The organism is Qipengyuania sp. S6317L1 (assembly GCF_023015615.1).
Lineage (GTDB): Bacteria > Pseudomonadota > Alphaproteobacteria > Sphingomonadales > Sphingomonadaceae > Erythrobacter.
The window spans coordinates 613,298-638,853 of sequence record NZ_JALKAJ010000005.1 but is presented as its reverse complement, the minus strand read 5'-3'; the positions used below and the strand labels follow the sequence as shown (position 1 = coordinate 638,853).

The following is a 25,556-nucleotide window of genomic DNA, read 5'->3' as shown; positions in this document are numbered from 1 at the left end:
ACGTGAGCGTCAAGTCTTGACCTTAACGAGAGCTGCGCTGTCATCTGCCGACGGGTCGAGCTTCCGGTAGAAACAGGAAGTCCGACCGGTGTGACAGGTCGGACCGGCCGGCTTTGCATAAATAACAAGCGCATCCTGGTCGCAATCGACGAGGATTTCTTTCACCTGCAACACGTGGCCGGATGTCTCACCCTTCATCCAAAGCTTCTTGCGCGAGCGCGACCAGAAGGTGACCTTCCCACTCTCGCGGGTTTGCGCCAGGCTCTCTGCGTTCATGAATGCAACCACCAAAACCTGTTTGGTTTCGGAATCGAGCACAACTGCGCTCAGCAAACCGTTGTCATCAAACTTGGGTGCAAAAACGCTCCCTTCTTCGATCTCGTGAGTGGTCGGGGAGCAATCGCTGGACAAGAAATGTCTCCTTAAACGTAACAATGCGGGCCGCTGGACGGTCAATGGTTCATCCTAAGCGACAGATTGTTGCAAAGCTACAACATCCCCGCAGCAAAATACGCAAAAATACATGAATCGCCTTTCCGTTCGGTAAGGCAAATGGGACAACTTGTGTCACAGGGCGCTTAGCGGTGCCCTTCCACCTAACAATCGGTGTTGTCAAACGCCGGGTTCAGGGGGTGTCGGTCAGGACCAACAGCGGGGTGTTGGATGACCGATTGAACGAATAAGGGATATGGTCCTGATAGCGAAGTTAGGGGGTCGCTATCTGAGCTCTTTAGAGCGGATCTAAACCGTTTCGTCACGTGGCGCCCGGGGCTTTGCGGCCTCGGGCGTTTCGGTTTCAGCCGTTAATATGCACTTCAAATTCGCGTCGACGCGCGCGCTGCCCGCGCGAAGCAAGCGATCCTCACATTGTCAGCTCCAGCATACAGCAAGGCATCGACACACGCGGTGCTGGTCGCGCCGCTAGTTAGCACGTCATCAATCAGAATGACCGATCGTTCTTTCACCACATCATGTGCACCTTTGCGCACAGCGATGGCCCCCATCAGGATTTCATGGCGGGTGGCCGAAGGCAGGTCGCCAAGGCTTCGTGTGCGTTTGATGCGGACAAGTCCATCGACGAGAAGTTCGCCCCTTCCCGCCTTGACTACTTCGCGCGCCAACATCGCAGACTGGTTGAAACCCCGTTGCCATATTCTTGTCCGGTGGAGTGGCACCGGAATAATGAGCGGCAGCTCATCCTCCTCATCATGAATGCGCGAAGCGATCATTCGGCCAAGGATCGGTGCAAGCGAAAGCTTTCCGCCATGCTTGAACTTGAGCAACAGCGAGCGCGACATATCATTATAAAGCGTTGCTGCGATGATCCCTGCGTGGCGCTCGCCGGTGCTCGCATCAGACTTTTCAACGGTGCCGGGAAATTCAAGCTCTCCCCAACAATCCGAACACAAGGCGCCATGTTCTGCGATAGAGCAGCCGCACGATGCACAACGGGGAGGATAGACGAGATTGAACGCAGGCTTCAGCCCTTCGATAATCTCTTTCCCAAAGGAGCCACGCGATGCCATTGCGTGCGCGAGTTTGCCGCACTTGCACATCCCACGCAAGCACGCCAAGTGAAGCGCCATGGCCTCCACGCAAGTCCCTCAGATATTCGACCGCCAAGCTGCCGCTGCAAAATGGGCGCGCGCAAGAGTCAGGCAAGCCCGCGAGGGTGCCGCATCCTATCTTAGCGTTTCGATTGCAGAGGACATGGCCGACAGGCTCGATTTCATGCGCTTCGAAGCGGAAAGTCCGCTCGTGATCGGTGATGTCGGCGGGATGTTACCGCCTGGCAAGCAAGCACTATTGGGATCTTTTGACGAAGAAGTGCCCGGCCAGTTCGAGGCGTACGATCTTATCGCTCACATCCTCGGGCTTGGCGTTGTAAATGATTTGCCCGGCGCGCTTATCCATGCGCGCAACTCTGTACGCGAAGGCGGCCTTTTCATGGCGGGCTTACCCGGCGCAGGTTCGCTTCCTGCGTTGCGTCAGATTGCTCTTGAGGCTGATGGCGAGCGTCCTGCTGCGCGAATGCACCCGCTGGTTGATAATCGCGCTGGCACCGCGCTTCTCGAACGCGCAGGGTTTTCCCGGCAGGTGGTCGACAGCTACCCGCTCAAGGTGCGCTTCTCGTCGTTTGGTCAACTTATCAGTGACCTTCGCGACCACGGCCTCACGCGCTCGCTTACCAGCCCTGTTCCGCCACTATCGCGGGAATGGCTTGCCCGCGCCGAAGACGTCTTCGACACTATGCGCGATGACGATGGCAAGGTGACCGAGACCTTTGAAATTCTCGTTCTGACCGGTTGGCGCTAGGACCTATTTGAGAGCCGCCTGAGCCGCCGCGAGCCGGGCAATCGGCACACGGTAAGGCGAGGCGCTCACATAATCGAGGCCGACTTTCTCGCAGAAAGCGATCGAGGCCGGGTCTCCGCCATGTTCGCCGCAAATGCCAAGCTTGATGTCAGGGCGCGTCGCCCTGCCCCGCTCGGCGGCAAGTTCGACCAGCTGGCCAACGCCTTCGACATCAAGGCTGACAAACGGATCGCGCGCGAAGATGCCTTTCTCGACATAGGGGGCAAGGAACTTGGCCGAGTCATCGCGGCTCACCCCGAGGGTGGTTTGCGTAAGATCGTTTGTGCCAAAGCTGAAAAACTCGCCTTCTTCGGCAATCTTATCCGCCATGAGCGCCGCGCGCGGCAGTTCGATCATGGTTCCGACGAGGTAATCGAGCCTTGTCCCCTTTTCGGTGAACACTTCTTCAGCCACGCGGTCGACAAGAGCCTTAAGAATAGCGAGCTCTTTTTGTGTTGCCACAAGAGGGATCATGATCTCGGGCAACGGAGCTTCGCCAGAGGACGCTTTCACATCGCACACGGCCTCGAAAATAGCGCGCGCCTGCATCTCGTAGATTTCAGGGAATGTGATCCCCAAACGGCAACCCCGGTGACCCAGCATCGGGTTGAATTCGTGCAATTCATCCGCACGCCGCTTCAAGTGGTCAACGCCCAGTCCCGTCACATCGGCCAGCTCTTCGAACTCAGCATCCTGCGTGGGAAGAAACTCGTGCAAAGGCGGATCAAGAAGACGGATCGTACAGGGAAGCCCCGCCATCACTTCGAAAATAGCCGTAAAGTCGGCGCGTTGTTCCGGCAGAAGAATGTCCAAAGCCGCGCGGCGTCCTGCGTCCTCTTCGGCGAGGATCATCTGGCGAACAGCCTTGATGCGGCTTGCATCGAAGAACATGTGCTCTGTGCGGCAAAGACCGATGCCCTCCGCGCCGAATTGGCGTGCCATCTTACAGTCCGCAGGCGTTTCGGCATTGGTGCGCACTTTCATGCGACGAAGTGCGTCTGCCCAGACCATCAAGGTGCCGAAATCACCGGCGAGCTCAGGCTCAACTGTCGGGACAATGCCGAGCATAATTTGACCATTGGCGCCATCAAGGGTGATCTCGTCACCTTCCTTGAGGTCCTGACGTCCGATTTTGAGAGTGCGTGAGGAAAGATTGATCGACACCGCGCTCGCACCTGACACACAGGGGCGGCCCATGCCGCGTGCAACGACGGCTGCGTGGCTGGTCATCCCGCCGCGTGCAGTCAGGATGCCTTGTGCAGCGTGCATGCCGTGGATGTCTTCTGGCGAGGTTTCGACGCGAACAAGAATGACCTTGTCACCGCGCTCGACCCACTGCTCGGCCGTATCGGCGTCGAGCACAATCTTACCCGCAGCCGCGCCCGGCGATGCCGGCAGCCCTGCGCCAAGGATATTGCGTTCTGCATCAGGGTCGAGCGTCGGGTGAAGCAATTGGTCGAGCGCCATCGGGTCGACGCGGCGCACCGCCTCTTCGCGGGTGATCAGCCCCTCGCCTTCCATATCGACCGCCATTTTGAGCGCAGCTTTCGCGGTGCGCTTGCCCGAGCGGGTTTGCAGCATCCAGAGTTTCCCGCGCTCGACGGTGAACTCGATGTCCTGCATATCCTTATAGTGCGCTTCGAGAAGGTCGAAGACATGCGCCAGCTCGGTATAAGCCTCGGGCATCGCTTCTTCCATCGAGAGCGGCTTTGCGCCAGCGGCCTCGCGTGCGGCTTTGGTGAGATATTGCGGGGTGCGGATACCGGCCACCACGTCTTCGCCTTGCGCGTTGATCAGATACTCACCGTAATAGGCGCGCTCGCCGGTGGCCGGGTCGCGGGTAAAGGCAACGCCAGTGGCCGATGTGTCGCCCATATTGCCGAACACCATCGCCTGCACATTGACCGCCGTACCCCAGTCGCCCGGAATGTCATTCAGTCGACGATAGACCTTGGCGCGGTCGCTGTCCCAGCTGTCGAAAACGGCTCTGATCGCGCCCCAAAGTTGATGAAACACGTCTTGCGGGAAGGGTTCGTTCAATTCGCTTGAAACGATGCCCTTGAACTCTCCTACAAGCGTCTTCCAATCATCGGCCGAAAGCTCCGTATCAGCGTAGAAGCCATTGTCTTCCTTACAGATTTCGAGAGCTTCCTCGAACAGGCCATGGTCAATTCCAAGCACCACATCCGAGTACATCTGGATAAAACGACGGTAACTGTCCCAGGCGAACCGTTCATCGCCGCTTGTCTTGGCCAGCCCTTCGACTGTTTCATCATTGAGGCCAAGGTTGAGAACAGTGTCCATCATTCCCGGCATTGAAACGCGCGCGCCTGAGCGCACCGATACAAGCATCGGATCGCTTGCATCGCCGAACGTCTTGCCGACAGATTTTTCGATGTGCCCGACTGCCTCCGAGACCGCTTCGCGCAGGGAATCGGAAAATTCAGCGCCGTGCTGGAGATAGGAGACGCACTCTTCGGTGGTGATGGTAAAACCGGGAGGCACCGGCAGTCCGATGCTCGCCATTTCGGCAAGGTTTGCACCCTTGCCCCCGGTGATTGTCTTGTCCGCTTGGCGGGGATCGGAGTGGGCGGCATCGCCGCCAAAGGGGTAGACTGTCTGGACCATCAACCTTCAATCCTTGAGAAATCAGCGACCTTGTGAACGGCATCGCGAAGACGCGCTAGCAGGGAAAGTCGGCTCGCGCGCACATTCTTATCTTCTGCGTTGACAATCACATCTTCAAAGAAGCGATCGACCGCGCCGCGAAGGGAAGACAGCGCTTCCATTGCGGCGGCGAAGTCTTCGGCCTCAACCGCAGCGGCGGCTTTCGGCTCGGCTTCGTCGAGGGCTGCGATAAGCGCGGCTTCGGCGGGTTCGGGAGCGGGGTTGGTTGCGCCCTCTTCCCATTCCTCTTTCTTGAGGATGTTGGCCGCGCGCTTGTAGCCAGCGAGCAGGTTTGCGCCGTTGTCGGTTGCTAGGAACCCTGAAAGAGCGCGCGCACGTGCCTCGACGCGGTCGATACGTGTGTCGACTGATCCCGCCCAATCACGGGAGGCAAGAATGTAGTCATGGCGTACGCCCTCATCGCGCAATTGCACCGCGAGACGGTCCAGCAGGAACACAGCGAGTTTCTCAGCCAACGCCGCATCGGGTTTGCTATCCCAAGCGTGAACCACCTGCTCAAGCGACAGCTTAAGGTCGTTTGCCTGAATCAAGCGAATATAGCCTAGCGCTGCACGTCGAAGCGCAAATGGGTCTTTCGAGCCGGTCGGCAGAATGTCGATCTTGAAGAAGCTTAAAAGGTTGTCGAGCTTGTCTGCCAGACTGACCGCAACCGTTGTCGGCGCGGTCGGCACTTCGTCGGATTGCCCAACAGGCTTGTAGTGATCGCGGATAGCGTGAGCGATTTCGGGCGAAAGGCCCTCTTTCTCCGCGTAATAGCCACCCATCAGGCCTTGAAGTTCGGGGAATTCGCCGACCATTTCGGTGACCAAATCGGCCTTGCAAAGCTCTGCTGCTTGGCGCGCGGCGTTCAGGTCGCTGTCTGGAACGATGCCTTCGGTCGCGAGCCATTCGGCAAGCTTCGCCACACGGTCGACCTTGTTAGCAACCGTTCCCAATTTCTCGTGGAAGGTGATCCGCTCAAGACCCTTGGCGTGCTCGGCCAAAGTCTTCTTCTGATCAAGCTCCCAGAAAAAGCGCGCATCGGCGAGCCGCGCGGCCAGAACCTTGCGATTGCCATCGACCACCACTGCCGGGTCATTTGCGTCGATATTGGCGGTGCAGACAAAGGCGTTGGCGAGGCGGTTCACGCCGTCGTTCGCCGCTTCCTCGCACACGAAATACTTCTGGTTCACCCGCGCGGTGAGTTGGATGACTTCCGGCGGCACATCGAGGAACTCTTCATCAAAGCGCCCGAGCAGCGGCACGGGCCATTCGGTGAGGCCAGCATTCTCGATCACCAGCCCTTCGTCCTCGACCAGAACGAGCCCTGCGTCTTCAGCCGCCTTCTTCGCCCCATCACGAATGATCGCAGCGCGCTCTTCGTGATCGACGATCACATGGGCGCTGCGCAGTTTCTCGGCATAATCGTCCGCGCCGTCGATGGAGATCGACCCCGTCGAATGGAAGCGGTGGCCCATCGTCTCGCGCCCGCTGGAAATGCCGTCCATGACGACCGGCACCACTTCACCACCAAGCAGCGCGACGATGCCCGACAAGGGGCGGACCCAGCGCGTGCTTTCGCTGCTGATTGATGCCTCGCCCCAACGCATGGACTTTGGCCAGCTGAAATCGCGAATGATCGCAGGGATGGCAGCGGCGAGCAGATCGCTGACCTGCTGCCCCGGCTTTTCGATGACAGCAAAATAGGTCGCGCGGCCTTTGACATCGCGCTCTTCCAACTGTTCGCGGGTGACGCCGTTCTTGCGGCAGAAGCCATCGACTGCCTGATCGGGAGCGCCCACGGGAGGCCCCTTGGCCTCTTCGCGCACAGCCTGTGTCTCTGTGGGAAGGCCTCGTGCGATAAGCGTCAAACGGCGCGGCGTCGACCATACGGTCACATTGCCCGCTTCAATGCCGCTTGCGGACAGCTCGCGCGCAAACAGCTTCTCAAGCTCGCCGCGCGCGCCCTTTTGCATACGCGCAGGGATCTCTTCGGTGAGAAGTTCGAGGAGGAAATCAGCCATTAGACGCCCCCTGACCTTGAAGGCTCCATTCCGGGTATTTCTCGGCCCATTCGGGCGCCATCTTCTCCGCGTATTTCTCACACGATGAGCGAGCGAGGTCGCGCACGCGGCCCATATAGGAAGCGCGCTCCTGCACGCTGATCACGCCGCGCGCCTGAAGAAGGTTGAACAGGTGGCTTGCCTCTACCGCCTGTTCGTAGGCTGCGATGGGCACGTCATTGGCGAGGGCGTTTTTGCACTCCGCCTCCGCCTTGGCGAAAAGGTCGAACAAAGCGCCTGTTTCGGCAACTTCAAAGTTCCACTTGGACATCTGGCGTTCGTTCTCAAGGAACACGTCGCCATAGCTTACGCCATGTGAATTGAAGGCAAGATCATACACATTATCAACGCCTTGGATATACATGGCCAGGCGTTCGAGCCCGTAGGTAAGCTCGCCTGCGACAGGTTTGCAGTCAAAGCCGCCCATCTGCTGAAAATAGGTGAACTGGGTGACTTCCATCCCGTCGCACCAGACCTCCCAGCCCAGCCCCCACGCGCCCAGAGTCGGGCTTTCCCAATCGTCTTCGACAAAACGGATGTCATGCGCCAACGGGTCGATGCCAATTGCGCGAAGGCTTTCCAGATAGAGGTCCTGAATGTCTGATGGCGAAGGTTTCAGGATCACCTGATACTGATAATAATGCTGAAGCCGGTTCGGGTTCTCGCCATAGCGCCCATCGGTCGGGCGGCGGCACGGTTGCACGAAGGCGGCATTCCAGGGTTCCGGCCCGAGCGCTCTCAAGGTAGTTGCTGTGTGAAAGGTCCCTGCTCCCATCCGCATGTCATACGGTTGCAGGATCACGCATCCATTCGCGGCCCAGAAATCGTGGAGCGTCAGGATCATGTCCTGGAAGCTCTTGGCCGGATCGCGGGTCGGAATCGCTGGGTTCGAAAGCTCTTGTTCCATAGAGCAAAGGCCCATGACGCAAGGCCCCCTATGCGTCAATGCTGCGCTGCGGCGAAATGGCCCACTGCTCACAGAAAGGACAGGCATAATTGCCCCTGGAAAACAGTGGTGGGCGTTCACACTCTTGTCATCATTCCTGAGCCATTTAAGACCGCAAGATCGAAGGATGCCTGTATGAAAATCAAATCTGTGTTCGCGGCTTGCGTCTCTGCTACTGCGCTTTTGTCTGCATCGCCGGTGCTTGCTGATGATCACCTTTTGGATACGGTGGAAGAACTTCCAAGCGGTCCCGAAGGCCCTGCGCTTTGGAAGGTATCCGACGCAGATACGACGATCTACCTGTTTGGCACAGTGCACGTGCTGCCGTCCGATCTTGTCTGGTATGATGCCGAAATAGACCAGGCGTTGAGCGCATCGGACACCATTGTAACCGAAATCGCGATGGACCCGGCGACCGAGGCAAAACAGCAAATGATCGCCCAGCAAAAGGGCGTCTTCACAAACGGAACCACGCTCCGCTCGCTTCTCAACGATGAGCAAAGGGCAGCTTATGAAAGCGCGCTTGCCAGACTGGGCGTTCCTGCGAATTCATTCGATCCTCTGGAACCTTGGCTGACCACCCTTACCCTTACCTTTCTGCCGCTCATGCAACAGGGTTATGACCCGGCCTCGGGCGTCGAAAAGGTGATCTTGTCCAAGGCGGGCGAGCAATCGCTGGCTGCGTTGGAGACGATCGAATTCCAACTCGACATGTTCGATTCCATGCCGATGGAAAAGCAGGTGACTTTCATGATGGAGGCGGTCGAGGCCATGCCCGAGGTGAAGGCGACGCTTGATGGCATGGTTGAACGCTGGGCCGAAGGTGATGCGGATGGGCTTGCGGTCTTGATGAATGACGATCTGACCGATCCCGTCCTCGCTGACACACTGCTTTATTCGCGCAATGAAAATTGGGCTGAATGGATTGAAGATCGGTTGGAGAGCACGCCCGGTACGGTCTTCATGGCGGTGGGCGCAGGGCATCTGGCAGGCAAACAAAGCGTGCAGGACTATCTTGTGGAACGCGGCATACAAAGCGAACGGGTTCAATAGTGTCAGCCCACGCCGCCAGCTTCTCTTACGCCGCATTTAACCGCGGATACGACTGGCTGGTGAGAGCGGTTGCTTTTGGGCTTGCGGCTTTGCTGATGCTTGGCCTGGGTGCTTGCGATAGTGAAACCCAAACGAATGAAACCGCCCCCTACCCTGCTGCCAATCCGCTGCTTTACGAAGTTGCAAACGCGCAAGGAGAGGTTGAGGGATGGCTGTTCGGCACTATCCACGCCCTGCCTGCAGATGTTGCCTGGCGCACTCCCGCAGTTGAAGAGGTCATGGCCGAGGCTGACCTGCTTATCGTTGAAGTTGCAAGCCTTGGGCAAAATGATGAGGTGGCCGAGGTTTTTCTCGAGCTATCGCAAAGTCCCGGCCTCCCTCCTCTTATCGAACGCGTGGCGCCGCAATTTCGCGAGGATTTGGACGCGATGATTGATGAGCTTGGCACGTCACGCGCAATTCTTCGCTCCTCGGAAGATTGGGCGGCCGCGATCATGCTCGCCCGGCTCGATGCACCCGGTGACCCAAGGTACGGCGTCGATCGCGCCCTGATAACAGGGTTCAAGGGGCGCAAGATTTCAGGGTTTGAAACCGCAAGAGAGCAATTGGGCATTTTCGACCAACTGGCTTCACAGGATCAACGCGCACTGTTGGAAGGGACCGTCGAAGACTGGGCATCTTCAACCGATAATCGTGACAAGCTTGTGCGGGCCTGGATCGCGGGCGATGTCCAGACGCTTGAGGCTGCCACCAGCGAAGGGATCATGGCCGATCCGCAGATACGCGAAGCCCTGCTCGACGATCGCAATCGTGACTGGCTCAAGCAGTTAGAGCCAATTCTTGACGATGGGCCAAAGCCGCTGGTTGCGGTTGGTGCTGCGCATCTCGTCGGGCCGGATGGTCTTGCAGAACAGTTGAAGCAGCGCGGGTTCACCGTCACGCGGGTGCAATAGATCGGCGGCCCCCTCCCCACAATTCGCTTGCCTTTTCCCCCTGTCCCGCTATTTGCGCGCTCGCTGATGCGTTCTGGTCATCCCTGGAGGCGGGACGCGGGACAGCGCAATCTAAATATGCATTCGAAAGGCTAATGTTATGAGCGACGCTCTGAATCTGCCCGCCGAACGCCGCGAACGGGCTGGCAAGGGAGCCTCCCGAGCACTTCGCCGCGAAGGTCGGGTCCCCGCTGTCATTTATGGCGGCAAGGAAGAACCCCTAATGATCCACGTCGAGGAAAAGGAACTGGTCCGTCAGCTGATGACCGGTCACTTCATGAACTCGATCGTGCAGGTCGAAGTGGACGGGAAAACGGTACGCACCCTTCCAAAAGACGTTGCTCTGCATCCGGTCAATGACCGCCCGACGCACGCTGACTTCTATCGTCTGTCGAAAGACGCGAAGGTCGACGTGTCGATCCCTGTCGTCTTTGTTAACGAAGCGGACGCACCTGGCCTTGTTAAAGGCGGCGTTCTCAACGTGGTTCGTCACGAACTTGAACTGGTTTGTGAAGCCGACAAGATCCCTGGCGAGATCGAAGTATCGGTCGCTGGCAAGGACGTTGGCGATTCGATCCATATCAGCGAAGTGAGCCTTCCCGAAGGTTCCGAAAGCGCGATCACCGACCGCGATTTCACCATCGCAACTCTTGTTGCACCGTCTGCTCTCAAGCAGTCTGAAGGCGACAGCACCGCAGAAGGTGAAGAGGGCGATGCACCGGCAGCCGATGAGGTTGAAGCCACCGAGCAGAAAGCTGATCCGGACGCTGACGGCGAATAATCGCTTTCACCAGAACGAAATCACCAAGACACCGGGTCCCTTTGGGGCTCGGTGTTTTGTTTTATGCTAACACGCCGGGAAGCGCCTGTTGGACGCTAAGCTGTTCGACGCTAAGCTGTTCGACGCTGAAGGCGTCGCAAGGGCGACTGCCCGCCCGAGTTAATGCCAGGATAGCCAAGCGCACCGGATAGGCCGCGCTTTAAGTTTTCTGGCGCCGCTTGAGGGGCAGGCGAAGCCTGCTAAAGACAAACGATGCAAATCTGGACAGGCCTTGGAAATCCCGGACCGAAATACGCGCTTCACCGGCACAACGTCGGCTTTATGGCGCTCGACGTAATAGCCGACATGCACGGTTTCGGCCCGGTGCAGAAAAAGTTTCAGGGTTGGGCTCAGGAAGGCCGCATCGGGACGCAGAAAATCCTGTTGCTGAAGCCTGCAACCTTCATGAACGAAAGCGGCCGCGCAGTGGGAGAGGCAATGCGCTTCTACAAGCTCGACCTTGAGGCCCTTACGGTCTTTCACGATGAGCTTGATCTGGCGCCGTTCAAGGTGAAGGTCAAACAAGGCGGCGGCACGGCGGGCCACAACGGGCTTCGTTCTATCGACAAGCATTTGGGCGCTGACTTTCGCCGCGTGCGCCTTGGCATCGGGCATCCTGGGCACAAGGACCGGGTAAGCTCCTATGTTCTGGGCAATTACGCCAAGGCAGAACAGGACGATCTGGCGACCATGCTTGGCGCGCTCTCCGCTGAGGCGCAGTGGTTGGCCGATGGCGACGGCCCGCGTTTCATGAGTGATGTGGCCCTGCGACAGCAAGGATGAGCGACGCTCCTCCCTCTCCCAAGCATGACATGACTGAAGGCGCGCTGCTGCGCATCACCGCGTTTCAGGGCACTGTCTTTACGGCTCTCGGCCTTGGGATTTGGGTCGCAACGGGCCGAGCTGCGCCAGACTGGCTCAGCTTTGGCCTTTATGACATCAAGATCGGACTTCTGAGCACCGCAGGGCTAATCTTGCTTGGCTTATGCGGTTATTTTTTCCCGCGCATCTCTGCATACCTCATAACCATGCAGCGCGAGACTTACGGCTGGCTCACCAAATTCAACTCGTGGCGCGTCATCATCATCATCTCGTTTTTCGCGGGCGTCTGGGAAGAAGCGTTATTCAGAGGCGGCGCGCAGGTCTGGTTGACGGACCACCTTGGCGCGCCTCTTGCAATCCTGATCGCCTCGGCCATTTTTGCTCTTGTCCATTTCAGCAAGCCTGTGATTGGTTTTGTCCAGTTTCTGATCGGATGCCTGTTCGGCGTCATCTATTGGCAAACGGGTAGCCTGCTCGGCGTCATGCTTGCGCATTTTCTCTATGACATCTTTGCGCTGTGGTATCTCTTGCGCGAACTGACTAGGCTGGAGCGTAAAGAAACGCTCGGCGCACCCGAGTGACATTTGAGACTGACGAGGAAGCCAACATGACCACTATCAACCGCCGCACCTTGCTTGCAGGAGCTGCCGCCACCGGAGCCCTCGCCGCCACCGCCACCGTGACCGCCGAGGATATGATCCCCGCGACCATAGATATGACGGGCAAATCGGTCCTCATCACCGGTTGTTCGAGCGGGTTCGGGCGCCTTGCTGCGGTAGATTTTGCCCGCAAAGGCGCGAAGGTTTTTGCCACCATGCGCAACTTGCCACGCAGCGAAGCCGATGAGCTTACGGCTTTGGCTGCCGAAGAAAATCTCGATCTTCAGGTCATGGAAATTGATGTAACCTCCGACGAGCAGGTTGAAAGCGGTGTGGCAAAAGCGCTGGAATTGACGGGCGGTTCTCTCGATGTGCTCATCAACAATGCAGGCACCTCATACGCCGGCCCGCTTGAAATTCAGGATATCGAAGCAACGCAAGGCCTGTTCGACGTCAACGTCTTTGGCCCGCATCGCATGGCGCGCGCGGTCCTTCCTGCCATGCGCAAGGCCAAAAGCGGCCTTATCATCAACGTTACCTCGCAATTGGGCCGCGTGATCGTGCCTGCTTACGGCCAATATTCACCCACCAAATTCGCGCTTGAGGCAATGAGCGAGCAACTGGCTTACGAGTTGGTGCCCCACGGCATTGACGTAACCATCATCGAGCCCGGCGGCTATCCGACCAAGATCTGGAAAAACTCGAACGACAACACCCTGAAACTTCTTGAGCGTGCGGAGGAGAAACACACCTCTGGCTACACCGCACTTATCGAAGGGCTTGGCCAGCGCTCCGGCGGCGGCTCGACCGATCCGATGGATGTGCCAAACGCCATGGCCGAAGTCATTTCCATGGTTCCCGGCACAAGGCCGCTGCGCCGCGAAGTGCACCCCGGGCCCAAGCCGCAGATCGCGATCAACAAAGTCAGCGCCGAGGTGCAAGTCGGCTGGCTTGGTGAAAGCGGTTATGGTCCGTGGATCAAGGCAGTTCATAACGTTTGATTTGAAACGACCTGCAAGCTAAGGCCCCGCGGGCAATCTTCAGGCACAGAAAGTAATCACCCATGGGTTTCAAATGCGGGATCGTGGGGCTTCCCAATGTGGGCAAGTCCACCCTGTTCAATGCTCTCACCGAGACGCAAGCCGCGCAGGCGGCAAACTATCCGTTCTGCACGATTGAGCCCAACGTCGGCCAAGTCGCTGTGCCGGATGAGCGCCTCAACAAGATCGCGGCGATTGCCTCGTCTGCGAAGGTGATCGCGACCCAGCTTTCCTTTGTTGACATTGCCGGCCTTGTGAAAGGCGCTGCGCAAGGTGAGGGTCTGGGCAACCAGTTCCTCGGCAATATCCGCGAAGTCGATGCAATCGTGCACGTTCTGCGGTGCTTTGAAGACGATGATATTCAGCACGTGTCCAACAAGGTCGATCCAATCGCCGATGCCGAAGTGGTCGAAACCGAGTTGATGCTCGCTGACCTTGAAAGCCTTGAAAAGCGGGTTGCCAACGCGGCCAAGCGTGCAACCGCTGGCGATAAAGAAGCCAAGATCATGGCGTCTGTTCTGGGTCAGGCCCTGGAACTCCTGAAAGACGGGAAGCCCGCACGGCTGGTTGAACCCAATGACGAAGAAGAAGCGCGAGTGCTCAAACAGGCGCAGCTCCTGACAGCAAAGCCTGTGCTCTACGTCTGTAATGTCGCAGAAGACGAGGCGGCACAGGGCAATGAGCTTTCAGCCAAGGTATTTGCCAAGGCAGAGAGCGAAGGCGCGCAGGCGGTCGTGGTTTCAGCGGCGATTGAGGCGGAACTGGTTGCGATGCCGCAGGAAGATCGCGCCGAATACCTCGCCGAACTGGGCCTTGAAGAAAGCGGCCTCGCCCGCGTTATCCGTGCTGGTTACACCCTGCTCGGCCTCAAGACCTTCTTTACCGCTGGTCCCAAGGAATCGCGTGCATGGACTTTCCCTGATGGTTCAAAGGCTCCTCAAGCGGCTGGCGAGATCCACACCGACTTCGAAAAAGGGTTCATCCGCGCAGAAACGATTGCCTACGAGGACTACATCGCGCTTGGCGGCGAAGCGGGCGCGAAGGAAGCGGGCAAGATGCGTCAGGAAGGCAAGGAATACGTGGTCCAGGACGGCGACATCATGCTGTTCAAGTTCAACGTGTAACGCCGCTTTCGGAACTCTCGGCCTTGCGGGCCATTCATAAGGTATGGCGAAGACAGCGAAACTCTACCGCATGGTGATGGACAAACACGTTTGTCCTTACGGCACGAAATCGAAATTTTTGCTCGAACGACGCGGGTTTTCGGTTGAGGACCATCACCTTACCACCCGCGAAGAAACCGACGCTTTCAAGGAAAAGCACGGCGTCGCGACGACCCCGCAGACCTTCATCGATGGGGAGCGGATCGGCGGCTACGAGGCATTGCGCGAACATTTCGGCGCGATGAAGGATAGAGGCGGCAAGAGCTATCGTCCGGTTGTCGCGGTGTTCGCGGTGGGTCTAGCGCTTGCGGTTTCGCTGTCTCTTGCAATGTTCGGCACAGTTGGCGTGCGCACGATTGAATGGTTTGTTGCCTTCTCCATGGCCATGCTTGCCATGCTCAAGCTTCAGGATGTCGAGCAATTCTCGACCATGTTCGTGGGCTATGATCTGCTGGGGCAACGGTTCGTGCCCTACGCTTATGCCTACCCTTTTCTTGAGGCGCTCGCGGCAGTCCTGATGGCGGGTCGTTTGTTGCCGTGGGTTTCAATTCCGGTCGCCTTCACGATCGGCACGATTGGCGCGGCCAGTGTGATCTACGCGGTGTATATCCAGAAGCGCGATATCAAATGCGCGTGTGTCGGCGCAAGCGGCGATGTGCCGCTCGGCTTCATCTCCCTTTCCGAAAACCTGGCAATGGTGGGGATGGCAATCTGGATGCTGGCCCGCGCGCTTTGATACAGCGCGAGAGGGTTCCCGCTTCTAATCTGCGAATAATGGAACTCGAGGCCTGCTGCGCTGTTCTAAAATTGAAATCGCAGAAAGCAGGGTGAGAAGATGGTCGACAAATCAGAGAAGTTCAATTGGCTCGTGCGCGTTGGATATTTGGCTCGCGCGATCCTCTATGGCGTTCTCGGGCTTATCGCCCTGACAACAGCGGGACAGATCAGCAAAGGCACCGACGGAATCTTCGAGGCGATTCAGGGCTTTCCTGCTGCAACGGCGATCTTGTGGATCATGGCGATCGGTCTGTTTTTCTACGCCTTGTTCCGCTTTGCTTCGCCTTTGTTCGATATTGAGAACGAAGGCTCTGATGCAAAGGGATGGGGCAAACGGATCGGTCACGCTGGATCGGGTGTCGGCCACCTGGCGCTCGCCTATACCGCTTTTCAATTTGCGATGAATTCGGGCGGTGGTTCAGGCGGCGGCGGCGCTGAGGAAGCCGCATCCGGCGTGCTTGGCGTGCCGTTTGGCGGAACCTTGCTCGGCATTCTTGGCATCATCTTTTTCGTGGTCGCTATTTTCCAGATCAAGAAAGGCTTGACCGGCGAGTTTATGAACCGCCTGTCTGCATCCGCACCAGATGCCTCACGCTGGATGGGCGCTGTCGGTTACAGTGCGCGCGGTGTCGTCTATGCCATGATCGGTTGGTCACTTGTCCAATCCGGGTTCATGTCCCAAGGCGCGCAGAATGTGAAAACCCTTGGTGGTGCTCTTGCCTCGCTTGCTGGAGAGGGCGCGTTGTTCACCGCGACCGCAGCAGGCCTTGTTATCTTTGGCGTGTTCAGCCTTATTCTTGCAAACTATCGCATAATTCCCGACCTCGACAGCGATGCAGGCGTTCCGGAATTCAGGGCCGGATAACCGGGCGACCGTTGTCACTGCATTGGATCGCCAACTCCCTGTTCATGACGATACGATCATGCGGGTCGCGAATTGATAGGGTAGCCCGGATTGACGTTCCAGCATCGGTAATCGTCGAATTGTTGTCCGGAAGTATCAACTTTACCGAGTGCTCCAACCCGTCAAAATTTGTATTGATGTCGTAGGGAAGCCGCTGAAGCGAAGGCACAGGGGCCAGACGGCGTAACGCTCCATCATATTTTACCATCGCGTCTGATGTCGTAGCAAAGAACAGCAGTCGTCGTGTCTCTGGATCGACCAGCAAGCAATAGGGCGATGCTTCGGGCGCCTCAACTTCCTTTACATCGAACGATTGCAAATCGATCGGCGCAGGAGGTCCAAGCGCCTTTGCGTTGATCGCATCGTAATCGATTGCCGCGTTGTTCTCGGCGTCATTCGGTTCTTGCGGTCCGCATGACACGGCACAGAATAGCAAAAAAGGTAAAGCAGCCCGCATCAGTGGCGGCCAAACAGTTTTTCGACGTCTTCCATATCGAGCTTTACCCAGGTTGGCCTTCCGTGATTGCATTGGCCTGATCGCGGGGTGGCTTCCATTTCGCGCAGCAGAGCGTTCATCTCCGCAACATTGAGCACCCGCCCTGCCCTCACCGACCCGTGGCACGCCATGGTGGCGAGCACATATTCGAGGCGCTCGGCCAAGAGCAGCGAACCGCTGTCCTCCTGCTTGCCGTGCTTGGCAATATCGTCGGCAAGATCGCGCAGCAGTTTTCCCGTGTCGGCTTTCGCAATCGCAGACGGAACTGCGCGCACCAACATGGCGGCCGGACCAAAGCGTTCCACACTCAGGCCATAGCGAGCGAGCCCTTCTGCTGCGTCTTCCAGCCGGTCACAGTCCGCCTCGTCCATCTCGACAACATCGGGGACGAGCAATGCCTGGCTGCGCTGCACCGCTTCTTCTGCGCCTGCGCGTTTCAGGCGTTCCAGAACGAGCCGTTCGTGCGCCGCGTGTTGATCGACAAGGATCAGGCCATCCTTGCTCTCGGCAACGATATAAGTGTTGGCCACCTGCCCGCGCGCGATACCAAGGGGGTAGTGCTCGACATTTTCGGGAAGAGGCTGTGCTTCTTCGGCGCGTCCTTGAGGCAGAGCGCCATCCCCCTGCACTGGCGCATAAGGCGTGGCAAACTCCGGCCTGCTTTCTGCAACTCTTTGTGCCGGCGCCGACCAGTCGCGGCTCTCGAACATCGAACGAAGTGCAGGCGCTGGCTCATGCGGATCGGGATGCACGGGTTCTGCAACCCATCGCCCCATCGCCGCGCGGTCCGGTCCCTGCGCGCTGCGCCGGTCGCCGGTTCCCAAAGCCTGACGCAGCCCTGAGACGATAAAGCCGCGGACCCCGGCGCTATCCCGGAAGCGCACCTCGGTCTTGGCCGGATGCACATTTACATCAACCTCTTGCGGCGGAATATCGAGAAACAGCGCAAGCACCGCATGACGGTCGCGCGCGAGCATATCCGAATATGCCCCTCGCACGGCTCCTGTGAGCAGTTTGTCCTTCACCGGGCGACCGTTCACAAACAGATACTGGTGGTCCGCCACACCCCGATTGTAGGTAGGCAATCCGGCAAGCCCGCTCAGCCGCATCGCACCATTTGGAGTATCGCGGGCAAGGTCAATCTCGACCGCATTATCCTTAAGCTCGCGCGCGATGATCTGGGACACGCGGGTTGCAAGCGCCTCTTCCCCTTGTGTGGTGAGGCCCTTGCGCACCTTGCCATCCACCGTGTTCGTAAGTGTAAAAGCGATATCAGGCCGCGCCATGGCGAGGCGGCGCACGATGTCGAGGCTCGCCATATATTCGCTGCGTGCGGTGCGCAGGAACTTGCGGCGTGCTGGTACACGGGCAAAGATCTGTTCGACGCGCACCCTGGTGCCAAAGGGAAGCGCTGCTGGCCCCTCTTCCACCACCTCGCCGTGATCCACCACGCGGCGCCAGCCATCTTCCGCGCCACGCACCCGGCTTTCAAGGGTCAGCCGTGCAACACTCGCAATCGAAGGGAGGGCCTCGCCCCTGAAGCCCAGAGTGGCAACCATTTCGATTGCTTCATCGGGAAGCTTCGAGGTCGCGTGCCGTTCAAGAGCGAGCGACATGTCATCTGCGGACATCCCACAGCCATCGTCAGTGACTTCCAATCGGGTCAGTCCACCATCGACCAAAGTAACAACGATTCGCGTCGAACCTGCATCAATTGCGTTTTCAACCAGTTCTTTGAGGGCCGCAGCGGGCCGTTCGACCACTTCACCAGCGGCAATTCGGTTGACAAGCGTCTCTGGAAGGCGTCGAATTTGGGCCATTCATCGCAGCCTAGCGCCGACAGGCCGAAAATTCGAGTGTTACGGGGGAAAATCGCCCGTTCTCTCAACAAAAATTTTCCATTTTTGCGTGGCATTCGCTAACCGGTGAAACACGGGCACGTCATTACGACGTGCGGGGCTTATCCAATGCCGGTAAGCACAATTGGGACCTACGGATAAACGCACAATGAGCTTCTTTGCCAACCTTTTCAAATTTGGATCGCCGAACATGGCGATCGACCTCGGAACCGCGAACACACTGGTCTATGTTCAGGACGAAGGGATCATCCTGAACGAACCGTCTGTCGTCGCGATTGAGACGATCAACGGGCATAAGCGCGTCAAAGCGGTGGGCGATGATGCGAAGATGATGATGGGCAAGACGCCCGACACGATTGAGGCAATCCGCCCGCTACGTGACGGCGTGATCGCGGACATCGAAGTCGCTGAGGAAATGATCAAGCACTTCATCCGCAAGGTGCACGGTAAGCGCAATCTGTTCCGCTATCCTGAAATTGTGATCTGTGTGCCATCGGGTTCGACTTCGGTTGAAAAGCGCGCGATCCGCGATGCAGCCTCCAACGCTGGCGCATCGGAAGTTCACCTTATCCTTGAGCCGATGGCAGCGGCGATTGGCGCCGACATGCCAGTGACCGAGCCTGTGGGCTCGATGGTGGTCGACATCGGCGGCGGCACAACCGAGGTGGCTGTCCTGTCGCTTCGCGGCCTAGCCTATACCACATCGGTGCGCACCGGGGGCGACAAGATGGATGAAGCCATCGTCTCTTACGTTCGACGACACCACAATCTTCTCATCGGTGACAGCACGGCTGAGCGGATCAAGAAGGATTACGGCATCGCAGTCATCCCTGAAGATGGCGTAGGCGAAACCATCACCTTGAAGGGCCGCGACCTGGTGAACGGCGTTCCCAAAGAGATCACCATCAACCAGTCCCACGTGGCAGAAGCGCTGTCCGAGCCTATCGGTGCAATCGTTGAAGGCGTGCGGATTGCACTTGAAAACACCGCACCAGAGCTTGCAGCAGACATCGTTGATCAGGGCATCGTGCTCACCGGCGGCGGCGCGCTTATCCGCCGTTTGGACGAGCATCTTCGCGAGGAAACGGGTTTGCCTGTCTCTATCGCCGAAGACCCGCTCACCTGCGTCGCGATTGGAACCGGTCGCGCGATGGAAGATCCGATTTACCGCGGCGTCCTGATGACCGCCTAAGGGCAACATTTACGAGGGGTAGACCTAGGCCATGGCGTCGCCCAAATCGCGTCGATCGGGCTTTTCGAAAAAGCAGCAATATTCGGTATTTACCGGGTATTTGCTGGCGACGCTTGGTGCCTTGCTGGGACTTGCCCTTCTGGCTGTTTCCCTAGCTTACCCCTCTCTTATGCAGCCATTGCGTGGAGGTGCCACCACCGTTGTCAGCCCCGTGGGAGAAGTCACCGCTGCTGTGCGTACCGAGCGACAAGGCTTGTGGGCTACGCTTACCGGTTTTTGGCGGGCGGGTTCGCAAAATGCGAGGCTTCGCGAAGAGATCGAGGAAAGCCGCGTTCGCCTGGCCGAGGCAGAGGCAATTGCCGCGGAGAACAAGCGGCTAAAGGCGTTGCTTGGTCTTTACGGCGGTGAGAGCAGGCCGATTGCCACCACCCGTCTGGTCGCCTCCAGCCCCTCTTCGGTGCGCCGTTTCGCCTATATCGGTGTCGGCACCACTGACGGGGTCGAAATCGGCATGCCGGTCCATTCCGAGCGCGGGGTCATTGGCCGGGTGCTGGAAACATCGCTTGGCTCGTCGCGGGTGTTGCTGCTGACCGACACCGAAAGCGTGCTTCCCGTGCGCCGCGCCGCCGATCAGACGGTGGCCTTTGCAGAAGGACGCGGCGATGGGCTTTTGCGCATTCGCCTTATCAACCTGGGGCTCAACCCGCTGGAGGTTGGGGATGTGTTCGTGACAAGCGGTGCTGGCGGATATTACCGGCCGGGCGTCGCAGTGGCAGTCCTTTCCGAGCTGACCCCTGATGGAGGCATCGCGCAACTGATCGCTGAACCATCGGGGACCAATTATGTGAGTGTCGAGCCGATCTACCAACCGCTTGCGGTGCAAGCTTCGGGCGTGCGTGATCGCGATGAATTGACGCAAGAGGAACTTGCCAATTGATCGATCGCATTGACCCACCCGTACGGCGCCGGGCTTACGGCGGAGACAAGATCAACCGGGTACCCGACCCGTGGCGCACTAATTCGGTTCACTATATCACTATCGTCCTCGGCTCGATCCTTCCGTGGTTCATAATTGCCGACGTGATGCCAATCGCACCGCCGCTTGGCTTTATGTTCTTCCTTGGCTGGAGACTGATGCGCCCCGGGCTTATGCCGCTGTGGGCCGGAGTTCCCCTGGGCGCGTTTGACGACCTCTTCAGTGGTCAACCGTTCGGCAGCGCGATCTTTCTTTGGTCGCTGACCATGATCGCATTGGAAGTGATCGAGACCCGCTTCCCCTGGCGCGGGTTTTGGCTCGACTGGTTCACCGCAGGTCTTGGAATTGCGCTCTATATCGTGGCTTGCATGTTCATTTCCGGGGCAACCATCTCTTTATCGCTGTTCGCCATGATCGCGCCTCAGATATTGTTCTCGATCCTGCTTTATCCGATAGTGGCTCGCCTGATTGCCCGGGCTGACGCCTTCCGTCTGTCACGGGCGCGGAGGATTGGGTGAAACGGTTTTTCAAACTGAGAAACGCGAGCAGGCGCGCCACGCCCGTCGTCAATGCGTCGACGGTGCGCAACACCTTTAACCGGCGGGTCGCCGTAATTGGCGGCATTCAAGGCTCCGTCGCGGTTCTTCTGGCTGCGCGCATGGGCTATCTGTCTATAGCAGAGAACGAAAAATATCGCCTCGAATCAGAGAGTAACCGGGTAAACCTGACGCTTATTCCGCCGCGTCGGGGCTGGATACTGGACCGCAACGGTGCACCTTTAGCTTCCAACAGAGCCGACTTTCGGGTGGATGTAATTCCCGAACGCCTCTCTGACCCCGATGAAATGGTTGAGGAGATCGGCGGCATCCTCAAGCTGGAAGCCGACCGGATCAACGATCTCAAAACCAAGATCGCAAACGCGCGCGGGTTTGCGCCTGTCGAAATCGCTAGCGGTCTGAATTACGACGAGTTCGCAGCACTCAGCGTGCGGCTTCCCGATATGCAGGGCGTAGTACCCCAACGCGGGTTTTCCCGCTATTATCCCACTGCTTCCTCGGTTGGCCATCTGATCGGCTATGTGGGGCCGGCAAATGCCGAGGAATATGAGCAGGACCGCAACCCTATCCTGATTACACCCGGTCACAAGATCGGCAAGGATGGTCTTGAAAAACAATTTGAAAAGGGCCTTCGCGGGACGCCGGGTGCGCGCCGGGTCGAAGTGACTGCGGGCGGACGGATCGTGCGTGATCTTGAGACCCGCGAGGACATTCAAGGCGACCCGGTTCGCCTGACGATCGACGGCCCTTTGCAGGACTACGCCGCTCGTCGTATCGGGCTTGAAAGCGGCTCCGTCGTGGTGATGGACTGTCAGACCGGCGACCTTTTGTGCATGGCTTCCATGCCGAGCTTTGATCCCAACAGCTTTTCAGCTGGAATCGGCTCGGTCGAATATTCGATGCTGCGCGATGACCAGCGGGTGCCGCTACGCAACAAGGTCTTGAAGGGCCTTTATCCGCCCGGTTCAACGGTTAAGCCGATGCACTGTCTGGCTTTTCTGCAAGCTGGTGTATCGCCGCAGGATACCATCGTATGCGGCGGTGGCCGCCGGATCGGAAGCCGCTTCTTCAATTGCCACTCCAACCACGGTGTGGTCGATATGGACAAGGCGATTGCACAAAGCTGCGACAGCTATTTCTACCATTTCGCCCAGCAAGTCGGCTTCGACAAGGTTGCCGCGCTCGCCAAGGAGCTTGGCATGGGGCAGGAATTCGACCTGCCCGTTACCAGTCAATTCTACGGCACTGTTCCCACCTCTGACTGGAAATTCAACAAGTTCGGGCGCGAATGGCAGACGTTTGACACCGTCAATGCTTCAATTGGCCAAGGCTATTACCTGGCAAGCCCCCTGCAGCTCGCCGTGATGACCGCGCGGCTTACCACCGGCAATCGGGTTCAGCCGCGACTTGTGCTTGATGACACCCCGGTGAAAGCCGAAAGCTTTGGCTATAATCCAGAGCATCTTGCCTATGTGCGCCAAGGGATGAGCAACGTGGTCAACGGCGCGGGCACCGCACGGCGGGCGAGGCTTCCGCTCGAAGACGTCACAATCTCAGGAAAAACCGGCACCGCGCAGGTTGTGTCGCTCAGCGTTTCCGATGGCCGCAGCGGCCCGTGGAAATACCGCGATCACGGCCTTTTCACCTTCTTTGCCCCTTTCGACAATCCGCGTTACGCCGGCGCCGTAGTGATCGAGCACGGGGGTGGTTCGGGCTCCGCCTATCCGATTGCGCGCGACGTGGTGACCTTCCTGTTTGACCCGGCGAAGGGTATCGACGCGCTCAAAAGCCTTGAGAAGCAATGGGGCGGCACGGCGCAGGAACGACTTGAGAAACGCTACGCCGCCTATGCCGCAGAACGCGGCGCAACAGTCACGCCGCCGCCCCGCCGAGACGAGGAAATCTTCGACCGGGTCGAGGCCGAGGCTCGCATCGAGGCCGAGCAACTGCAGGAAATCGGTGAGGAATTCGTGGTCCCGCGTGAGAACCAGACCGCATCCGGTTCCCCGCCTCCCGATGCGCTCACTCCCGCTGTCGCGCCGCAGGATCAGCCATGAGCGTCCATTCCGGCATCATCCCTGAACCAATCGCGCGCCAGCCATGGGGGATGCTCATCCCGCTATTCCTGCTGGTCGCTTTCGGCGCGGCTGTCCTGTTTTCGGCTGCCGGTGGGCGGATGGATCCTTTCGCCTCCTCGCACCTCATCCGTTTCGGTGTCTTTCTGGGGATGGCTGCGGTCATTGCTTCGCTTCCGCGCGTTTTCGTGCGGTTTATGACCTATCCTGCCTATATCGTTGTTCTTTTGCTACTTATCGGCGTCGAGATCGTCGGGAATGTGCGCGGAGGAAGCCAGCGCTGGCTCGATCTGGGGTTCATGGTGCTCCAGCCATCTGAATTGATGAAGCCGGTGATTGTGGTCACCCTCGCCCAGTTTTATGCGAGCCTCCCGCTCAGCATGCTCGTCAGTTGGCGCGCGCTGCTCGTCCCGGGCGCACTCATCGCCGTACCGGTTTCGTTTGTGTTGCTTCAACCTGACCTCGGTACATCGCTCGCTATTGCGTTTGGCGGCGCAGTGGTGATGCTTCTTGCAGGCTTGCCGCTCAAGTGGTTCATCGGTGGCGGCGTTGCCGCGCTCGCTGCGGCTCCGCTCGTCTTTTTCTTTGGCCTTCAGGATTATCAGCAGCGCCGCGTGATGACGATGTTCAATCCGGAAGCGGACGCGCTGGGCGCTGGTTATCACATCAATCAGTCAAAGATTGCAATTGGTTCAGGTGGCATCTTTGGAAAAGGCTTCAACAACGGATCGCAAAGCCACCTTGAATATCTGCCCGAGCCGCAGACCGATTTTGTCTTCGCCACGATGGCAGAAGAGTGGGGCCTTGTCGGAGGGCTATTTGTCCTTGGCGTCTTCACCATCATCTTGAGTTGGGGCCTCAAGGTTGCGCGCCAATCGCGTGACCGTTTTGCAAGCCTTGTCGCCGCCGGCATGGTTGCAACAATTTTCTTCTACGTGGCGGTCAATTTGATGATGGTGATGGGCATGGCTCCTGTGGTGGGTATCCCCCTGCCCTTTATGAGCCATGGTGGGTCATCCATGATGACCAACATGATCTGCATCGGCGCGCTGATGATGGTCAATCGCTGGAACCGTGAGGCACCTCGCACCGGTCTTTCCGGATAAAAATCGCGGGCACGCCCTTTTAATCCGAAAAGGCCTCACCATTTAGACCGCTCCGAAAGCATTTCGGTATGGACGCATAGCTCAGTTGGTAGAGCAGCTGACTCTTAATCAGCGGGTCCTTGGTTCGAACCCAAGTGCGTCCACCATTTGCAGCAATCTGCCCGGCAAAGCGCCGCGTTTGCTCAAAATTCACTATTTTCAAACACCGACCGCTTAACCCCCGGCTGCGACTACTCATCTGATGGTGAGGGCTCGGTCGTTCTTGAAGGGGGTTTTGTGCGGGTGGCTGCTAGGCGCCGCGCTTCCGGCCGCTGCGCAAGTTTCCGAAGGATTTAGCCCTGACCGGGCGTCCTATGAGAGGCTCGGCCCGCATGAGCAAACGCTCCAATTGCCAGCGGCTTACGCAAAGCAGACCGCGCACGCGCAAGCTGTCCCACCTTCGAGGCAGGCGGTCATGGATGCGATTGGGAGAGCCGCTGACCACACCGGCGTCGACTACAATTACCTCGTGGCGCAGGCCCACCTAGAATCGGGTCTGAACCCGCAAGCCAAAGCACGCACATCAAGCGCGGCGGGGCTTTATCAATTCATAGAGACCACCTGGCTTTCCAGCCTTGAGCGGTATCAGTCGCAGATCGAAGGATTTTCGCTCCAGAATTCAGGTAATTCACGCAAGCAGAAGCTTCGATGGCGTCACGATGCCGATCTTGCCTCCCTTGTTGCGGCCGCTTACGCGCGGGACAACGCAGAGAAACTCGAGCGAATATTGGGTAGAGAGGCGTCACGGACCGAGCTTTACCTTGCGCATTTTCTCGGCAGCGGCGGGGCGAGCCGCTTTATGCAAACGTGGCAAACCGCACCAGAGACGGCTGCGGCATCCCTGTTTCCACGAGCAGCCCGGGCCAATCGCAGCATATTCTATACCCGCGAAGGGCAAGCGCGCAGCCTTGAACAAGTGCTGGGTCATTTCGAACAGAAAATAAACCGGGCGCTATCCCGGCTCGGAATTGAAACATCTGAAGACCAGTTTAGCTCGTTTAAACAGGCCATTAGAGAACCAACCTCAGTCGAACCATCAACTGTCAGCCTTGCGC

General features: G+C 58.3%; 22 protein-coding genes, 1 tRNA gene and 1 pseudogene. 17 read left to right on the top strand and 7 right to left on the bottom strand.

Going from position 1 to position 25,556, the window contains the following annotated elements:
* Positions 1 to 9: 9 nt before the first annotated feature.
* Together hisI and MWU38_RS14650 are read right to left on the bottom strand one after the other, a co-directional pair.
* Positions 10 to 411 carry a phosphoribosyl-AMP cyclohydrolase gene (hisI, locus tag MWU38_RS14655; protein ID WP_247272527.1) on the bottom strand — a complete coding sequence of 134 codons (402 nt, stop codon included), beginning with the start codon at positions 409 to 411 and terminating at the stop codon, positions 10 to 12.
* Between the two features lie 404 nt (positions 412 to 815).
* Positions 816 to 1,526, bottom strand: coding sequence for a ComF family protein (locus tag MWU38_RS14650; protein WP_247272526.1), 711 nt, complete (start codon positions 1,524 to 1,526; stop codon positions 816 to 818).
* A gap of 58 nt (positions 1,527 to 1,584) precedes the next feature.
* Between MWU38_RS14650 and MWU38_RS14645 the strand changes: the two genes are divergently transcribed.
* Positions 1,585 to 2,316, top strand: a complete 732-nt coding sequence (locus MWU38_RS14645) for a methyltransferase (protein WP_247272525.1) — start codon at positions 1,585 to 1,587, stop codon at positions 2,314 to 2,316.
* A 3-nt stretch (positions 2,317 to 2,319) separates the two neighbouring features.
* Here MWU38_RS14645 and ppdK read toward each other — a convergent pair whose 3' ends face one another.
* The 3 genes from ppdK to MWU38_RS14630 are packed head-to-tail and all read right to left on the bottom strand — an operon-like array spanning position 2,320 to position 7,929.
* Entirely contained in the window at positions 2,320 to 4,983 is a 2,664-nt protein-coding gene (ppdK, locus tag MWU38_RS14640; RefSeq protein WP_247272524.1) for a pyruvate, phosphate dikinase, read from the bottom strand.
* Positions 4,983 to 7,046, bottom strand: a complete 2,064-nt coding sequence (gene glyS, locus MWU38_RS14635) for a glycine--tRNA ligase subunit beta (protein WP_247272523.1) — start codon at positions 7,044 to 7,046, stop codon at positions 4,983 to 4,985. The genes ppdK and glyS overlap by 1 nt, the downstream gene beginning before the upstream one ends.
* On the bottom strand, positions 7,039 to 7,929 hold the full coding sequence (locus tag MWU38_RS14630) for a glycine--tRNA ligase subunit alpha (RefSeq protein WP_348646922.1): 891 nt from the start codon (positions 7,927 to 7,929) through the stop codon (positions 7,039 to 7,041). The genes glyS and MWU38_RS14630 overlap by 8 nt, the downstream gene beginning before the upstream one ends.
* A gap of 237 nt (positions 7,930 to 8,166) precedes the next feature.
* Here MWU38_RS14630 and MWU38_RS14625 point away from each other — a divergent pair, with 237 nt between their 5' ends.
* The 9 genes from MWU38_RS14625 (at position 8,167) to MWU38_RS14585 (ending at position 16,162) form a co-directional block, all read left to right on the top strand.
* The gene (locus MWU38_RS14625; protein ID WP_247272521.1) at positions 8,167 to 9,084 is read left to right on the top strand and encodes a TraB/GumN family protein; all 918 of its coding nucleotides are present in this window, start codon (positions 8,167 to 8,169) and stop codon (positions 9,082 to 9,084) included.
* Positions 9,084 to 10,037 (top strand): TraB/GumN family protein, encoded by a 954-nt coding sequence (locus MWU38_RS14620; RefSeq protein ID WP_247272520.1) that lies wholly within the window; start codon positions 9,084 to 9,086, stop codon positions 10,035 to 10,037. The genes MWU38_RS14625 and MWU38_RS14620 overlap by 1 nt, the downstream gene beginning before the upstream one ends.
* A gap of 139 nt (positions 10,038 to 10,176) precedes the next feature.
* A complete protein-coding gene (locus tag MWU38_RS14615) occupies positions 10,177 to 10,857 on the top strand; it encodes a 50S ribosomal protein L25/general stress protein Ctc (RefSeq protein WP_247272519.1) in 681 nt (226 codons plus the stop codon).
* Positions 10,858 to 11,109: 252 nt separating this feature from the next.
* A complete protein-coding gene (pth, locus tag MWU38_RS14610) occupies positions 11,110 to 11,679 on the top strand; it encodes an aminoacyl-tRNA hydrolase (protein WP_247272518.1) in 570 nt (189 codons plus the stop codon).
* Complete coding sequence (locus MWU38_RS14605; RefSeq protein ID WP_247272517.1) at positions 11,676 to 12,299, top strand: CPBP family intramembrane glutamic endopeptidase; 624 nt, start codon at positions 11,676 to 11,678, stop codon at positions 12,297 to 12,299. Before pth ends, MWU38_RS14605 begins: the two co-directional genes overlap by 4 nt.
* A 26-nt stretch (positions 12,300 to 12,325) precedes the next feature.
* The gene (locus MWU38_RS14600; RefSeq protein ID WP_247272516.1) at positions 12,326 to 13,318 is read left to right on the top strand and encodes an SDR family oxidoreductase; all 993 of its coding nucleotides are present in this window, start codon (positions 12,326 to 12,328) and stop codon (positions 13,316 to 13,318) included.
* A gap of 62 nt (positions 13,319 to 13,380) precedes the next feature.
* Positions 13,381 to 14,481 carry a redox-regulated ATPase YchF gene (gene ychF / locus MWU38_RS14595; RefSeq protein WP_247272515.1) on the top strand — a complete coding sequence of 367 codons (1,101 nt, stop codon included), beginning with the start codon at positions 13,381 to 13,383 and terminating at the stop codon, positions 14,479 to 14,481.
* A 43-nt stretch (positions 14,482 to 14,524) separates the two neighbouring features.
* Positions 14,525 to 15,256: a glutaredoxin gene (locus MWU38_RS14590; RefSeq protein ID WP_247272514.1), complete on the top strand. Its 732-nt coding sequence runs from the start codon at positions 14,525 to 14,527 to the stop codon at positions 15,254 to 15,256.
* A 99-nt stretch (positions 15,257 to 15,355) separates the two neighbouring features.
* Complete coding sequence (locus tag MWU38_RS14585) at positions 15,356 to 16,162, top strand: DUF1206 domain-containing protein (protein ID WP_247272513.1); 807 nt, start codon at positions 15,356 to 15,358, stop codon at positions 16,160 to 16,162.
* On the opposite strand, the gene MWU38_RS14580 is transcribed toward MWU38_RS14585, so the two are convergent.
* Entirely contained in the window at positions 16,149 to 16,622 is a 474-nt protein-coding gene (locus MWU38_RS14580; RefSeq protein ID WP_247272512.1) for a hypothetical protein, read from the bottom strand. The genes MWU38_RS14585 and MWU38_RS14580 overlap by 14 nt on opposite strands.
* A 35-nt stretch (positions 16,623 to 16,657) precedes the next feature.
* A complete protein-coding gene (gene mutL, locus MWU38_RS14575) occupies positions 16,658 to 18,517 on the bottom strand; it encodes a DNA mismatch repair endonuclease MutL (protein WP_247272511.1) in 1,860 nt (619 codons plus the stop codon).
* Positions 18,518 to 18,704: 187 nt separating this feature from the next.
* On the opposite strand from mutL, the gene MWU38_RS14570 reads away from it, so the two are divergent.
* From MWU38_RS14570 to MWU38_RS15000, 7 genes and pseudogenes are all read left to right on the top strand, one after another.
* Complete coding sequence (locus MWU38_RS14570) at positions 18,705 to 19,748, top strand: rod shape-determining protein (protein ID WP_247272510.1); 1,044 nt, start codon at positions 18,705 to 18,707, stop codon at positions 19,746 to 19,748.
* Positions 19,749 to 19,779: 31 nt separating this feature from the next.
* Positions 19,780 to 20,685: a rod shape-determining protein MreC gene (mreC, locus tag MWU38_RS14565; RefSeq protein ID WP_247272509.1), complete on the top strand. Its 906-nt coding sequence runs from the start codon at positions 19,780 to 19,782 to the stop codon at positions 20,683 to 20,685.
* A complete protein-coding gene (mreD, locus tag MWU38_RS14560) occupies positions 20,682 to 21,242 on the top strand; it encodes a rod shape-determining protein MreD (RefSeq protein WP_247272508.1) in 561 nt (186 codons plus the stop codon). Before mreC ends, mreD begins: the two co-directional genes overlap by 4 nt.
* A complete protein-coding gene (gene mrdA / locus MWU38_RS14555; protein ID WP_247272507.1) occupies positions 21,239 to 23,338 on the top strand; it encodes a penicillin-binding protein 2 in 2,100 nt (699 codons plus the stop codon). The genes mreD and mrdA overlap by 4 nt, the downstream gene beginning before the upstream one ends.
* A complete protein-coding gene (gene rodA / locus MWU38_RS14550) occupies positions 23,335 to 24,462 on the top strand; it encodes a rod shape-determining protein RodA (protein ID WP_247272506.1) in 1,128 nt (375 codons plus the stop codon). Before mrdA ends, rodA begins: the two co-directional genes overlap by 4 nt.
* 70 nt (positions 24,463 to 24,532) lie before the next feature.
* A tRNA-Lys gene (locus MWU38_RS14545) sits at positions 24,533 to 24,608 on the top strand.
* A 95-nt stretch (positions 24,609 to 24,703) separates the two neighbouring features.
* Positions 24,704 to 25,078 (top strand): annotated as a pseudogene (locus MWU38_RS15000) (transglycosylase SLT domain-containing protein); the annotation flags it as partial.
* Between the last annotated feature and the right edge of the window lie 478 nt (positions 25,079 to 25,556).